Genomic DNA, 13,628 nt, shown 5'->3' with positions numbered 1-13,628 from the left:
GCTGAACCTAATGCATCGTCATAATCTTGTCCGCTAAACGGTTCGACCCCTGTTCCGACAGGGCTTCGAATGCCACGGGGGTGTTCCGCAGTTACCACCACTCGGCGCCCAGCAAATCGAAGCTGCGTCGCTTTCCGGTCTCGCGTGTGCTGGGCAGTTGCTCGTTCGTGTACGTCATCGTCTCGAAAACCGTGCTCCGGACCGGCTCGGCGCTCACCCAGACGACGATGACCTCGTTCATCATTGGGACCTCACCCTTGGGGCTTCGTATACCACCTCAGGAGCGCCAGCATCGACAGGGACGCCCGTTCGCTGCCGCGGGATCTCAGCCCGTCCGGTAGCTGTCCTGAGGGTGTGGAGCTTCTTCAGAGACCTGCTGTGCAACTTTGGCGACTGCAGCAGCCTGACTGCGCTCGTTGACCGACTTGAGTCCCTGAAACCGATTCTCCATGACCGCGAGCTCGTCCCAGGTACCGGCCGTGTCCCGATAGATCACACGGTAGCCGCTGAGATCCCCGAAGCGTTTATGAAGATCCTCGATGACGTGGACGGCGTCGTTTGTGATGGATTCCGCCTTGTCGAGATCGACGAGACAAATCACGTTTCCGATCACCTCGGTAGTGTATTCGGCGCGACGTCCAGGCATGTCTTTTCGTCCCTCACGGCAGGAGACCATCTTCTCGTGCGCTACCTCTTCAACAGGTAGGCTGCAAGCCAAGACGCTGGTTTCTCGCCAGCGCGCTTCAGACACGACAGCGCATGCTGTGACTCGCTCGGCGCTTGCGATTGCGTCCTCGCGCAGACCGTATATCGCCGTCTCCCCTGTCCCAGTGGTCAAAACCTGACGGATGGTTCCCGGCTCAACACGGGCTTTTCCGCATTCGGTCACCCATGTCGGGGAAACGACCCTGTTGCTTATCAGCTAGGGATTCTGGTTGACGACCTGAGAACCTCGTCCAGGGAGTTGGCCGCTCTTGTGTAGGCGTCGTCCGGTGCGGCGGCCCGGCCCATCTGCCTCAGCGCCCCTTCTGCAGCCTCACGTAGTTGAGCATATTCGGCGTGGAGTTCGACGTAGCGGCGCGCGAGATTCGAGTCGACCGCCTTCGTCTGCGCCATCTCAAGAGCCTCCGCGTGGGTGATTGGCGTCTCGTTCATCTCACGCACTCCTCAAGTGTCAGGAGAGCGAACGATAGCCGACCAGTGAGGGATTGTGGTCTGCGGCGCTCGTCCGGTGCTATCATTCCCAATTCCAACCTCACTGGTTCGTGGGAGCTGAAGCCACACTGGGGACGTCGATGTATGCCGAGGGAGGATGGGAACCACCCCAGAAGCCGCCGCGGCCGCCCCGCCGGGAGCGTCAGCTTTCTGAGCGCCAGAAGCTGGTTTTGGTGTGGCTGATCGCTGTGAACGCGCTGCTCCTGCTCATCGCACCGATTGGCGGCGCGTCCGTGATCCACGCTCTCGTTGCGGTGCTGAGGCATGGTTAGCCCACGTGCGGGGCGCAGGCCGGAGTTTTTCCGTTCCACCTGAACAGGACGTTCCAGACTGTCTCAATATCGGCATGTCAGGGGCGATCAGAGGCGATGGCAACCAAGTCCGGACAGAGGCCTGAATCCTCAGATGGGGCGTCGCAAGACGTTACCTGCTCATCAAGAATCCAGCGACGCGCGGCTTCGTCTCCGAAGTCAGCCCAGCACAGGTTGCACTGCCCGAATTCGCGAGAGCGATGACCCAGTTCGTCGGTTGCCGCCTTCCTTCGGAAAAGGCCGTGGCCAACCGCGTAGCGCTCAGTTCATGCCTTTGCGTCGCCGGCTGCTTTCGAGCTTGGCGAGCTTGCGGCCGACCTCGAGCAGCAGCATCTCCGAGAGCAGCTTTAGATGAGGATCCTCACTCTCCATCACCGCCCGGTGGGTCGCGATGCAGTGATCCGCAGCTCGTTCCAGAGGATGGCCTGATGCCGCCTTCTCGCTCCGGACATAAGCATGCTCGCTCATCCGGCTTGCGGTGATGTCGATGATGATGCCACGGCCTCGACAAGGAGCACCTGACGCGTCGAGCTCAAAGCGTCCCCGTGCAAGGATCCAGCGGGTCATGCCGTCCGCTGAGCAGACGCGATACTCTGCCACGTACGAGCCGCCGGCGCAGGCGCATTCGCCAAGCAGCAGCGTGACGCGCTCGCGATCCTCCGCATGGATGCTATCCGTGAACGCAGTGAATGGCGCCCCGGCTTCTGCAAGGTCGGGATCGACGCTGAACAGCAAGGCGACCAAGGCGTCCGAGCGCACGCAGTTGGTGGTGATGTCCCAGTCCCACTCGCCAATGATGTCCAAGGCATCCAGAGCCGCCTGGAGAGCGTCCGGACATGTCTTTGACAGAATGCCTTTGAGCTTGGGCACCGCCACCCCCGTCTGCACACCAACGCATTGACATAGGTTGGAACCGCACCAGAGTGCAATTTCAAGTTTTAGTGATTGGTGTATGCAACCCTAGCATATTGTCCTTCTTGGCACTAAGCAGCAGCGCTGCCGTTGGTATTTTGAGTTAGGAATTGTGATGGGCTCGAAGGCACCGCCCACGCGGTTTCTCGGTGTAGCGGAGGACGAGCTCACTCAGCCAGAGACCGTAAGCCCGGCTTCGTCCGAAGCGTCTTTGGCGCGCTCGGCGCAACTGCTGCGCGTGATTGCGGACACGCTGGGCATGCCAACCACCGATTTCTACTTGCGCAAAACGACCGATGCAAAGCCTGTCGCAGGCAGCGAGGCTACGAACGAATGCAGCGATTTGCTCCGAGCTTTCCTACGCATTCGCGATCCAGAAAAGCGGCGCCAGCTCTTGGAACTCGTCCGTAGCGCTGGCGACGAGGAGTAGCTGCGCTGCTCGGATTGCTCGTCGTTCCGGTCGCGTGCCCGTGATTGAGGGAGCAATGGGTCTCACAACAGTTGAGCGGTAGCTGGCGCAAGCCCACATTGCCGCCCACGTCCTGAACGGTATGCGTAGGTAGACCCCGCCCAGCCGGTCGTGCTCCGGCGCGATGGCGCGGAAGGGAGGGCGGGTGCGGGATCCGCTGAAAATTACCGTTTGGCATCAGAGCGGACCTCTCTGAGAGGTGCGGGAGACATGGCCCTGATTTTATTGGCAGATTGCACTTCTGCCGGGCCCACCACCCCATGCCAAAGCCATGCACTGTCATCGGTTCAGCTTGAGCATGCCCCCAGCGAATCGGGTCTGGGAGCGAATGAACCATGCAAAGTAGACCGCGGTGCCACTTCACGCTTTGGACCCAGAGGCATGTTCAGGCTGCTGCGAGATCAGGCAGGTGCGGGTAGTCTGATCGTTCAGCGAGCCGTTCGATATCGGCAAGGTGGTAGGTCTGTCCGCCACAATCGACCCTGGCGGTCTGCCGATGCTCTCTGTCGAGCCCGGTCGTGAACAGCACTGCCTGCGCCAGCCCGGCAAAGGCGCGTGTTTGGCCGCAAGGGCTGCTGATCGGCGGCGTGGTCCTGATCCGGCGCTGAGGCATCCCGAGGAGACTAAACCTTAGCCGAGCAGCATCTTGGAGCGACGATGACAAGCCGGTCCGCTTTTCCGGTCACACGGTGCGAAACGCTCTGCCGAGAAAACGACCGGACACTGTTGGCGCATTCGGGATTGTCGCTCCGCCTGCGGCTTGAGGGCGGCCCTGTAGCGCTGAGCCGCGAGGGCAAGCTGCCCAATCTCGGAGCGTGGCGGCAACCTTGGCAGGCCCTAAGGCGCATTCGCCAACAGATCAACCGCGCGGGGCGCGCACCATCATGGCGAGGAAATGGGGCGCCCCGTTGCTGACTGACTGGTGACGGTCCATCTGCTCTGGCGGTGGCCGCATGGAGGCCGACGGACACTGGACGTCCCAATTCTGCCCAACAGATCGGTCCGCACTGTTTCCAGGCACCATCCTTTGTCGCCGCCATCCTTGGCGAGCACGATCAGCAGTCTCTGACTTTGCCTGCATTGCAGCGGCCGCCGCCCCGATCCCTCATGACAGGTGTTGGCCATGGATGTTTTCCTCGAACGCTGCGCTGGCCTGGACGTCCACCAAGCCAGCATCGTCTGCTGCGTCCTGATCGGCTCTCCAGGGCGCAAGCCGCAGAAGCTGCTGCGCAGCTTCGGCACGACCACGCGCGATCTGGAGGCCTTGCGGGCGTGGCTGACCGAGCATGGCGTCACCCACGTCGGCATGGAGAGCACCGGCGTTTACTGGAAGCCGGTGTATGCCGTGCTGGAAGGGCACGTTGATCTGACTGTCGGCGACGCCCACCACATCAAGAACGTGCCTGGCCGCAAGACGGACGTGAAAGATGCGGAATGGATTGCGCAGCTGGTCCGCCATGGCCTGGTCGCCAAGAGCTTCGTGCCGCCGCCCGCGATCCGCGACCTGCGCGAGATGGTGGGTCACCGCCGCACGCTGATCGAAACGCGGACAGCAGTGCGCAACCGAGTGCTGAAGCTGCTGGAGAGTGCCAACGTCAAACTATCCGGCGTGGCCAGCGACGTATTCGGCGTCTCCAGCATGGCGATGCTGGAGGCGCTCGCCGCGGGCACCACCAACGCTTTCGAGATGGCCGGTCTGGCGCGTGGGCGGATGCGGAGCAAGCACGCGGCTCTGGAAGCTGCGCTGCAGGGGCGCATGGGCGAGCACCAGTGTTTTCTGCTCGGCATGCATCTGCGCAACCTGAAGGCGATCGGTCAGGACCTGGAAACCCTTGACGTCCGCATCGGGATCCAGCTCGAGCCGTATCAGGCGCAGCACCAGCTCCTGACACAAATCCCCGGCGTGGACTGGGTGACGGCGGCCTCGATCATCGCCGAGATCGGCACCGACATGGACGTGTTCGCCAGTGCGCGCCGCCTGGCAGCCTGGGCCGGGGTCGCGCCGGGCAACTACGAGAGCGCGGGCAAGCCGAAGGGCGCCGGAACGCGACGGGGCAACGTGTTCCTCAAATCGGCGCTGTTCGCCGCCGCCTCAGCCGCGGTGCGGACCAAGGGCAGCTATTACCGCGACAAGTACAACCGCCTGCGCGCGCGTCGTGGCCCGGTGCGGGCGGTCATGGCCATTGCGCACAAGCTGCTCGTCGCCGCGTTCCACATGCTGAGCACGGGCGAGGCGTTCCGCGACCTCGGCGAGGGCTACCTCGACCAGGTCGCCCGCAAGCGCTCCGCCTCCAAGCTCGTCCAGCGCCTGACCAACCTCGGCTACGACGTTATGCTCGTCCCGAAAGCGGCGTAGACCGCCGGCCCGCCCGTCCAAGGTCTATTTCCTCAGCAGTGTCCGACCGTTTTCTCGACGTTCGGCGGAACTGACTCCAGAGCGCCCTATGGCTCGCACCAGAGCGACCAACCAATTCGTTGATGAAATTGCCAAACCGGTGATGGCGCGCCTTGAGGTGATAGGCGTGAAGCTTGGGGTTCTAGCGGGCATAAGAGGTGATGGACGGATGTGCCCCGGTGCTCCTGATTGTAGGGCGGCAGGGCCAAGAGTGAGTAGCGCTCAGCCGAGGGTTGCGAGAGCCGCTGCCAGATCCGCCACCAGATCGTCAGGATGCTCGATCCCGATCGACACCCTGATCGTCGCATCCGTGACGCCGAGCCGATCACGCATTGCCTTCGGCACACCCGAATGGGTCGTCGAGGCGGGGTGGCTGGCGAGCGACTCGGTGCCGCCGAGGCTGACGGCGAGCTTGAACAATTGCAGCGCGTTAAGGACCCGGAACGCCTCCGCCTCGCCGCCGACGACGTCGAACGAGAAGGTCGAGCCCGGCGCCGCGCATTGCCCGGCATAGATGCGGGCCTGAGCCGAGCCGGGCGCCAGATGAGCAAGATGGTGGAGGCGCGACACCTTCGGGTGCTCGGCCAACATTCGCGCGACGATCTCGCCATTGCGGTTAGCAGCGCTCATCCGCAGCGTCAGGGTTTCGAGCGAGCGCCCGAGCATCCAGCAGGAATGCGGATCGAGCCCAGTCCCGATCGCCGAGCGCAGCATCCGCACCGGCTTGATCCGTGCCGCCGAGCCGAGGGCGGCGCCGGCGATCAGGTCCGAATGGCCGCCGACATACTTCGTCAGCGAGTAGACCGAGATGTCGACGCCGTGGGGCAGCGGGCGCTGAAAGAGCGGACCGAGCAGGGTGTTGTCGCAAACCACCACGGGTGCCCCACCGCCCTGACGGGTGCCGATCTCGTCGGCGACCAAACGGATCAATCCGAGGTCGACGAGGGTGTTAAGCGGGTTGGATGGCGTCTCGACCATGATGATGCTGACCCGTCCCGCCTCGGCGGCACGGCCGGCTGCGTCGCGTACGCTTGCCGAATTAGTCCCATCAGCGAAGCCGACGGAAGCGATGCCGAAGCCCGCCAGGGTCTTGGTGATCAGCGTCTCAGTACCGCCATAGAGCGGCTGCGAGTGCAGGATCACGTCGCCGGGCCGCGCGAAGGCCAGGATCGTGGTAGCGATCGCCGACATGCCAGAGGAGAAGACCAGCCCGGCCTCGGCTTCCTCGAACACGGCCAGCCGGTCCTCAACGATCTCACTGTTGGGATGGTTGAAGCGCGAATAGACCAGCCCGGCCGCCTCGCCGGCCGGCGGCTCACGTCGTCCGGAGACGTAGTCGAAGAAGGCCTTACCGTGCTCGGCCGAGGTGAAGACGAAGGTCGAGGTGAGGAAGACCGGCGGCTTCACCGCGCCTTCAGACAAGGCCGGATCGTAGCCGTAGCCGAGCATCAGGGTCTCGGGATGAAGCGGGCGGGTGCCCAGCGACTTCTTGTGGTAGCGATCGTCGGACATTCTGGCCTCGCGGGGATACGGCGCCAGTCCGGGGTTGGGCGGCCCGGTTGCGCGGGGTCCGGTCTCCCGGGCGAAGGAGCATGGCATAGCCACAAGCGTTCCTAAACGCTGCGGCGGCCCCGCAGCCTCAGCACCATCGTTGCGCTCGGGCCGCCATCCGAAAACCTTCACACCAGCGGACATTCGTTTGCCCCCGGTTGAAGGTCCGGTTTTCGCGCGAACCGGACTCTCTTTGCTGAGTGTCATGCAGGCGGTTGCGGTTTAATGCTCCGTCACGCAGTGACGTGAGTCGAAACCATAGCCGGACTTGAGGCTCACCTCAGGCAGGGATCGCCTGGATCAGGTTGCGTAGAGTGCCGATGCCGGCAATCTCGGTCTCCATCACGTCGCCGGGCTTCAGGTACTCCGGTGGCTTGCGTGCGTTGCCGACGCCAGGCGGCGTGCCGGTGGCGATGATGTCGCCGGGCATCAGGGTAAGCCCACGCGACAATTCGGCGATGATGCGACCGACCTTGAAGTACATCTGCTTGGTCGATGCATCCTGCTTCACCACGCCATTGACGCGCGTCGTCAAGCGTAGATCGGTGGCGTCGAGATCCTCGGCTGGCACGATCCACGGACCGATCGGCCCATGCCCGTCCACGCTCTTGCCCTTGAACCACTGCCCACCATGGAGCTTGTGCTGCATGTCGCGCGCGGTCGTGTCGTTGATGACCGTGTAGCCGAAGACGTGGCTCATGGCCTCGGCCTCGGGGATGTTACGCCCAGGCGTGCCGATAATCACAGCGAGTTCCGCCTCCCAGTCAATCGCAGTCGAGACCTCCGGATCGTAGGGGATCGGATCGTAGGGCCCGTTTACCGTGTTGACGCCCTTGGTGAAGAATACGGGATGGGCCGGGTATTCTGTCTTTGTATCGCGAGCGGCCTGCCCCTCGGCGAAGTGTTCGAGATAGTTCCAGCCGACCGCGTAGATGTTGCGCGTCGGGGCCGGTATCGGCGCGAGGAGCCGCACAGTCTCAATCTGCGGACCATCGCTTGTGGCGGCGGCGCGACGCACGGCATCGAGCGCCTTCGGACCAGCCTCGATGAGCGAGATCATCCGCGTCGGATCGATGTCTGGCACTGAGGCGCTTGTCAGATCGACAACGCGTCCGTCAGTCCGAACGGCCCCAACGCGCGGACTGCTCCCAGCCGAGGGTATGAACGTGACGAGACGAAGGGCATCTCCGCCAGCAAGGGGAATAGGACGTCCCGAACCGGACGCAGGCGCCTGCGCGGCGGCTTGTCCTGCTAGGGCCCCGACCGCCGTCGCGGCCGCCGTGAGGTGCAAGAAGTCGCGTCGGGTGCTCATGGGTCATCCTCCTCCGCGCTCGCCCTTCACCGAAGCGATCCGCGAGCCGGAAGCTTGATAGCCTGCCCGCGCTAAGGCAACCGGTTTTGACTGTCCGATGCGTCGGCATCAGCCACGCGATGCCCGACATCCTTGCCTCAGCCGAAGTTGAGCCTCTCTCGAGGCGCAAACCTGTGTGGAACGGCAAGCTCCTTCTGGACCGGGAACATTCGACCGAAAGCGTAGCTCGAAGCGTTCGGTGCGTGCGCCTTGAAGGTGGACGCACACGGCCTCGCATCGTCTGATGCGCGCCAGGATGCAAAGTCAGAAGCTCAGGGAGGAATTGGCATGCTGCGACTGGTGGCCGTCGTTCTACTCGGATTGACCATCTCCGCCGCGGCAGAGGAGCCACTCCGCTTCGAGGTCGATCCTGCTTGGCCCAAGCGGCTCCCGAACGACTGGATCATGGGGCAGGCGGCCGGGGTTGCGGTCGACGCGCAGGACAATGTCTGGGTGATCCAGCGGCCCCGCACGCTCACCGATGACGAGAAGGCTGCAAGCCTCGATCCGCCCCGCACCCGCTGCTGCAAGCCGGCTCCCCCAGTCCTCGTCTTCGATCAAGCCGGCAATCTGGTGAAGTCCTGGGGCGGCCCCGGCGAGGGCTACCAGTGGCCCCAGAACGAGCACGGCATCCACATCGACCACAAAGGCTTCGTCTGGCTTGCCGGCAACGGCGACACCGATGGCCAGATTCTGAAGTTCACCCAGGACGGCCGCTTCGTCCTACAGATCGGCAAGCAGGGGCCGCAGACGGACAGCCAGGACACGAGCCGCCTCGGCAAGCCGGCCGGCATGATGGTCGATCCGGAGGCCAACGAGCTCTACGTGGCCGACGGCTACTACAACCACCGCGTGATTGTGTTCGACGCCGAGACCGGCGCCTTCAAGCGGATGTGGGGCGCCTACGGTAAGCCGCCCACCGACGAGAAGCTCGGCGCCTACGACCCCGCGGCGGAGCCCGCGGCCCAGTTCCGCAATCCCGTCCACTGCGTGCAGATCGCCCGCGACGGCCTCGTCTACGTCTGCGACCGCACCAACAACCGCATCCAGGTGTTCAAGAAGGATGGCAGCTTTGTGAAGGAGATGTTCGTCGAGAAGAACACGCGCGCCAACGGCGCCGTCTGGGAGGTCGCCCTGTGGCCGGACGAGCGTCAGACCTACCTGCTCAACGCGGACGGAGCTAACAACGAGGTTCGCACGCTCAGCCGCGACACCGGCGAGATCCTCGGCCGCTTTGGCCGCAACGGCCGGATGGCGGGCGACTTCCACTGGGTCCACAACCTCGCGATCGACTCGAAAGGCAACGTCTTCACCACCGAGGTCGACACCGGCAAGCGGGCGCAGAAGTTCCTGTTCCGGGGCGACATGGTGCTGCGCAAGCGCGCCGCCTTGCCGGAGGGCGGCCAGCGATGATCGCCGAGTTGGATCCCGCGACAAGCGCTACCTGCCCCTGCTGCCTGCCCCGCCGCAGCTTCATGCGCCGCCTTGCCGGTCTCGGGGCGGCCGCCGTCGCCGCCTCGTCGATTTCAGCGCGGGCCGAGCCCTCGGGCTATACAGGCCTCGTGATCGACTGTCACGGGCACTACACCACCGAGCCGCCCGCCCTGCTGGCCTGGCGCAAGCGCCAGATCGACGCCATCAATGATCCCGCCCAATCGCCGTCTCCATCCGACCTGAAGGTCAGCGACGACGAGGTGCGCGCGAGCGTGAGTGGGCGTCAGCTCAAGCTCCAATCCGAGCGCGGCATCTCGCTCGCCCTGTTCTCGCCGCGGGCCGGCGGGATGGGACACCATATCGGCAACGCCCGCACAAGCCTCGACTGGTCAATCGTGTCGAACGACATGATACACCGCGTCGCGAGCCTGCATCCTAAGAACTTCGTCGGGGTCTGCCAGTTGCCGCAGACGCCGGGCGTGTCGCCGAAGAACTGCACGGCCGAGCTGGAGCGCTGCGTGAAGGAGCTCGGCTTCGTCGGCTGCAACGTCAACCCGGACCCGTCCGGCGGCTACTGGACCGATCCGCCCCTCTCCGACCGCTTCTGGTACCCGCTATGGGAGAAGATGGTCGAACTCGATGTGCCTGGCATGGTCCATGTTAGCGCCTCAGCCAATCGCAACTTCCACGCGACGGGGGCGCACTACATCAACGGCGACACCAGCGCCTTCATGCAGTTCGTCACCTCCGACCTGTTCAAGGACTTCCCGACGCTGCGTCTGATTATCCCACATGGCGGGGGTGCGGTGCCCTATCACTGGGGCCGCTACCGGGGGCTCGCGCAGGACATGAAGCGTCCGCCATTGTCGGAGCTGATGCGCAACGTCTTCTTCGACACCTGCGTCTACCATCAGCCGGGCATCGACCTGCTGCTCAAGGTCGTGCCGCGTGAGAACGTGCTGTTCGCCTCCGAGATGGTCGGTGCAGTGAACGGCGTCGATCCAGAGACCGGCCACGCCTACGATGACACCAAGCGCTATGTCGCGGCGGCTGCGATCTCCGACGCGGATCGGGAGAAGGTCTATGCGGGGAACGCTCTGCGGGTCTACCCGCGCCTCGCGGACAAACTCAGGTCAGCCGGATTGGTGCCCTAATCTCACCGTCCCGCGGCTTCCGCACTTTAAGGTTTCGAACGCCGGCTCCGCAGCTGTCCCAGTATCTTCGCGCAGGGACCAGCAATCGAAAATCTTCGCAGAAGCCGAAGTTGGCTTTCTGCCGAAAGGCGGACTTTCAGCTTTGCACCTATTGCCGTCGCTCAGCCGACGGTGACGGCAACTCGTAAGCTGGTCTTCAAAAGGTGGGCTCTTTTGCTAGTCCAGTGGACGGTCACAGGTTCCCTCAACGTGACGTCGATGAGGTTAGGTCTTGCTGACGACCAGATCGCCATACCTCGACGATGCTAGAGCTATTGGCGATGTCCTCGGATGGGTCCGCGGCTAGGATGACGAGGTCGGCGCGACGATCGGCTTCCAAGCTGCCGCGATCGGCAAGATCGAGAAGTTCAGCCGCCCGCGACGTCGCGGTGATCAGGGCCTGCATGGGTGTAAAACCCGCCTGTACCATCAGCGCTAACTCGCGGTGCTCCGCCACGCCCGAGACGCGCTCGGGTGCGGCGCCGCTGTCGGTGCCAAACCCGATCCGGACGCCGGCATCGTAGAGGACTTTCAGATTGGCGAGGTTCATAATCAGCGAGTCGCGAGCGGCCTGCGCCTTGGCGCTCGTGCGCGTCTCGCGTTGCCAAGTGGGATCGTCGAACCGGGCCTTAAGTTCGGGCGCGAGCGCCGTCCGGACGAAGGGGGTCTGTGCCCAAGCCGGTGCATCAGCGTAGGCGAAGGTCGCTTCATCGAGGGCGAGTGTCGCGATGTACCAAGTGTTGTGTGCCTTGAGCAGCGCGATGAGATCCGCATCGACCAGCTTGTCGCGCACACCGTGCGCCAGCACATCCACGCCAGCCTTGGTGACCGCACGCGCGTCCTCCAGGTCGTGTACGTGCGCAGCGACCCGCAAACCGAGCCGATGTGCCTCGTCGATCACGGCCGTGTAGACCGCCGGCTGCATCTTGGCCGGCACGGACCGACCAAAGTCGTCGAGCCAGAGCTTCACCATGTCAGTACCGCGCGCCTTCATCGCGCGGACCGCCTCGCGCGCCCCTTCGGCGTCGGTAGGGCGGAAAAGCTGATCCGGGCTCACACGGATCATCGCCTGCGGCGGCCCGCCATCGGGCACGCCGATGCCGCGATCGACGCCGAACAGATCGGCACCGGGGATCCGCCCCGCGTGTGCCTCGGCGCGAATCTCGGGCATGATCGCGCCGTTAAGCCCGAGCGCCATGACCGTGGTGACGCCCCGGGCCGTGTAGGCCTTGAGCTGGGCGAGGATGTTCTCGCGCGTGTAGTTCTGGGCGCCCACCTCGACGCCCTGCACGATGCCGACATGGGAGTGGTCGGAGATCAGCCCCGGCATGATCGTGCGGCCGTGCTGCTCTCGGATCTCGGCATCGGACGGCACCGTGACCGCGGTGCGTGGCCCTGCTGCGACGATGCGGTCGGCCTCGACGATCAACACCCCGTCCTCGATAGGCTGGGCTGATCGACCGTCGATCAGCCGGACTCCCGTGAAGGCCAGTGGTTTTGCGACGGTGCTGCCGACGCAAAAGAGGCTCATGGCAGCCGCTACAGCCGGCCGCAGCGCGTCCCGTCGCATCGCATTTTCCTCCCGATCCAGCGCGGGACATTGTCGGTCGCTATGGTTGGCGTGCGACCTTGAATCCCACGTATATTCCACGCGTCGATCTGAGGGCTTTCCGTCGCGCTTGTCGAGGTGTGTTGCTCAGCGCCGGCATTCCTGTTCCGCGGCGAACATCTCGGTGGAGAAGATCATGATGCGGCGGCGTGAATTGCTCCTGGGCATGGCGGGTCTTTCCGTGATTTCGCCCGCACTGGCTCAACCACCGCAGACTGAGCTCCATCTGTCTCTCGGGACGGCAACGCCGGGCGGTTCATTCCCCGCTTTCGGCCGAGCGCTCATCGCCGCGGTCCAAGAGGTCGACCCGGGTGCGATGATCGAGCCGAGGATCACGAAGGGTTCGACGGAGAACCTGGCCCTGCTCAAAGCGGGCAAGCTCGACTTGGCGCTCGTGCAAGGTGAGTACGCTTATGAGGCATTATCTGGCCTGCGTGCCGACGGTGGTGGTTTGTCGGTCGTAGCTCCCATCGACGCCTCGCCCGGCATGTTCGTAGTCCAAGCCGCCAGTCCGGTCCGGAGCGTTCCGGATCTGCGCGGCCGTGCCGTCGCCCTCGGCACGCGCGGCTCGGGCTTCACGATCATGGGGCGGACCGTGCTTCAGGGCTCCGGCATCGACCCAGACCATGACATCACACCGATCCTGCTTGACGATGCCGCTGACGGCGCCACACAGGTCCTCGACGGCCGAGCGGCTGCCTTGTGGGGCGCGAGCCTGGGCTGGCCAGGCTTTAAGACTCTCGCGGACGCGCCCGACGGCGCCCGTTTCTTCGGTCCGGCACCTGAGGCAATCCCGAAGATCCTGGCCTTGCGCACCTCGCTGCGTCGCCTGGCTGTCCCAGCCGGCTCCTTCCGCGGACAGAATGCAGCGATCGAGACCGTCGGATCTTGGAGCTTCATTCTCGCTCGACCAAGGCTCGGCGGAGCCGCCGTCACCCGGCTCGTGCACGCGATCGACCGTGGCCGGGACACCTTGGCACAGCTCTATCCCCAGGGCCGCGAGAGCGACCCGCACAATCTCGTCTCGAATGTCCCGAGCGCTTGGCTGCATCCGGCGACTGCGGCGTACCTTCGTGAGATCGGGGCCGATCCGGAGTGATCACCGAGCGACGGCTTTCAGGCTGCGGAGTTTCGAGCTAAGCCGGTGTGGCCAAGCTCGGCGTTTGAACTGGCTGGCCCGTGAGGAAG

General features: G+C 64.3%; 12 protein-coding genes and 1 pseudogene. 5 read left to right on the top strand and 8 right to left on the bottom strand.

Annotated features, from left to right (window positions below):
* Positions 1 to 91: 91 nt before the first annotated feature.
* From F6X53_RS32715 to F6X53_RS26945, 4 genes are all read right to left on the bottom strand, one after another.
* On the bottom strand, positions 92 to 244 hold the full coding sequence (locus F6X53_RS32715) for a hypothetical protein (protein WP_191971022.1): 153 nt from the start codon (positions 242 to 244) through the stop codon (positions 92 to 94).
* 81 nt (positions 245 to 325) lie between these two features.
* Entirely contained in the window at positions 326 to 751 is a 426-nt protein-coding gene (locus F6X53_RS26960) for a hypothetical protein (RefSeq protein ID WP_151004177.1), read from the bottom strand.
* 167 nt (positions 752 to 918) lie between these two features.
* Positions 919 to 1,155, bottom strand: coding sequence for a hypothetical protein (locus tag F6X53_RS26955; RefSeq protein WP_151004175.1), 237 nt, complete (start codon positions 1,153 to 1,155; stop codon positions 919 to 921).
* 632 nt (positions 1,156 to 1,787) lie between these two features.
* Entirely contained in the window at positions 1,788 to 2,396 is a 609-nt protein-coding gene (locus F6X53_RS26945) for a PAS domain-containing protein (RefSeq protein ID WP_151004170.1), read from the bottom strand.
* A gap of 157 nt (positions 2,397 to 2,553) precedes the next feature.
* Here F6X53_RS26945 and F6X53_RS26940 point away from each other — a divergent pair, with 157 nt between their 5' ends.
* Entirely contained in the window at positions 2,554 to 2,868 is a 315-nt protein-coding gene (locus tag F6X53_RS26940) for a hypothetical protein (protein WP_151004168.1), read from the top strand.
* Positions 2,869 to 4,030: 1,162 nt separating this feature from the next.
* Positions 4,031 to 5,263, top strand: a complete 1,233-nt coding sequence (locus F6X53_RS26935; protein WP_151004166.1) for an IS110 family RNA-guided transposase — start codon at positions 4,031 to 4,033, stop codon at positions 5,261 to 5,263.
* A 261-nt stretch (positions 5,264 to 5,524) separates the two neighbouring features.
* Here the strand turns inward: F6X53_RS26935 and F6X53_RS26930 are convergent, their stop codons facing one another.
* The 3 genes and pseudogenes from F6X53_RS26930 to F6X53_RS33430 all read right to left on the bottom strand — a co-directional run.
* Entirely contained in the window at positions 5,525 to 6,814 is a 1,290-nt protein-coding gene (locus F6X53_RS26930; protein WP_151004164.1) for a cystathionine gamma-synthase family protein, read from the bottom strand.
* A 319-nt stretch (positions 6,815 to 7,133) separates the two neighbouring features.
* The gene (locus F6X53_RS26925) at positions 7,134 to 7,913 is read right to left on the bottom strand and encodes a fumarylacetoacetate hydrolase family protein (protein ID WP_238297045.1); all 780 of its coding nucleotides are present in this window, start codon (positions 7,911 to 7,913) and stop codon (positions 7,134 to 7,136) included.
* A gap of 183 nt (positions 7,914 to 8,096) precedes the next feature.
* Positions 8,097 to 8,165 (bottom strand): annotated as a pseudogene (locus tag F6X53_RS33430) (twin-arginine translocation signal domain-containing protein); the annotation flags it as partial.
* 327 nt (positions 8,166 to 8,492) lie between these two features.
* Here F6X53_RS33430 and F6X53_RS26920 point away from each other — a divergent pair.
* Together F6X53_RS26920 and F6X53_RS26915 are read left to right on the top strand one after the other, a co-directional pair.
* The gene (locus tag F6X53_RS26920; RefSeq protein ID WP_151004160.1) at positions 8,493 to 9,617 is read left to right on the top strand and encodes an NHL repeat-containing protein; all 1,125 of its coding nucleotides are present in this window, start codon (positions 8,493 to 8,495) and stop codon (positions 9,615 to 9,617) included.
* A complete protein-coding gene (locus F6X53_RS26915; RefSeq protein ID WP_238297041.1) occupies positions 9,614 to 10,792 on the top strand; it encodes an amidohydrolase family protein in 1,179 nt (392 codons plus the stop codon). The genes F6X53_RS26920 and F6X53_RS26915 overlap by 4 nt, the downstream gene beginning before the upstream one ends.
* A 244-nt stretch (positions 10,793 to 11,036) precedes the next feature.
* Here the strand turns inward: F6X53_RS26915 and F6X53_RS26910 are convergent, their stop codons facing one another.
* Positions 11,037 to 12,401: an amidohydrolase family protein gene (locus F6X53_RS26910; protein WP_151004158.1), complete on the bottom strand. Its 1,365-nt coding sequence runs from the start codon at positions 12,399 to 12,401 to the stop codon at positions 11,037 to 11,039.
* A 163-nt stretch (positions 12,402 to 12,564) separates the two neighbouring features.
* On the opposite strand from F6X53_RS26910, the gene F6X53_RS26905 reads away from it, so the two are divergent.
* Positions 12,565 to 13,539 carry a TAXI family TRAP transporter solute-binding subunit gene (locus F6X53_RS26905; RefSeq protein WP_238297039.1) on the top strand — a complete coding sequence of 325 codons (975 nt, stop codon included), beginning with the start codon at positions 12,565 to 12,567 and terminating at the stop codon, positions 13,537 to 13,539.
* Positions 13,540 to 13,628: the final 89 nt, after the last annotated feature.

The organism is Methylobacterium soli, from assembly GCF_008806385.1.
Taxonomy (GTDB): domain Bacteria; phylum Pseudomonadota; class Alphaproteobacteria; order Rhizobiales; family Beijerinckiaceae; genus Methylobacterium; species Methylobacterium soli.
The sequence above is the reverse complement of the archived record's forward strand: the minus strand, read 5'-3'. Positions and strand labels throughout refer to the sequence as shown.

Coding starts and splice junctions, on each gene's coding strand:
- F6X53_RS32715 (WP_191971022.1), bottom strand. CDS start 244: ATGATGAACGAGGTCATCGTCGTCTGGGTGAGCGCCGAGCCGGTCCGG.
- F6X53_RS26955 (WP_151004175.1), bottom strand. CDS start 1,155: ATGAACGAGACGCCAATCACCCACGCGGAGGCTCTTGAGATGGCGCAG.
- F6X53_RS26940 (WP_151004168.1), top strand. CDS start 2,554: ATGGGCTCGAAGGCACCGCCCACGCGGTTTCTCGGTGTAGCGGAGGAC.
- F6X53_RS26935 (WP_151004166.1), top strand. CDS start 4,031: ATGGATGTTTTCCTCGAACGCTGCGCTGGCCTGGACGTCCACCAAGCC.
- F6X53_RS26930 (WP_151004164.1), bottom strand. CDS start 6,814: ATGTCCGACGATCGCTACCACAAGAAGTCGCTGGGCACCCGCCCGCTT.
- F6X53_RS26925 (WP_238297045.1), bottom strand. CDS start 7,913: ATGATCTCGCTCATCGAGGCTGGTCCGAAGGCGCTCGATGCCGTGCGT.
- F6X53_RS26920 (WP_151004160.1), top strand. CDS start 8,493: ATGCTGCGACTGGTGGCCGTCGTTCTACTCGGATTGACCATCTCCGCC.
- F6X53_RS26915 (WP_238297041.1), top strand. CDS start 9,614: ATGATCGCCGAGTTGGATCCCGCGACAAGCGCTACCTGCCCCTGCTGC.
- F6X53_RS26910 (WP_151004158.1), bottom strand. CDS start 12,401: ATGCGACGGGACGCGCTGCGGCCGGCTGTAGCGGCTGCCATGAGCCTC.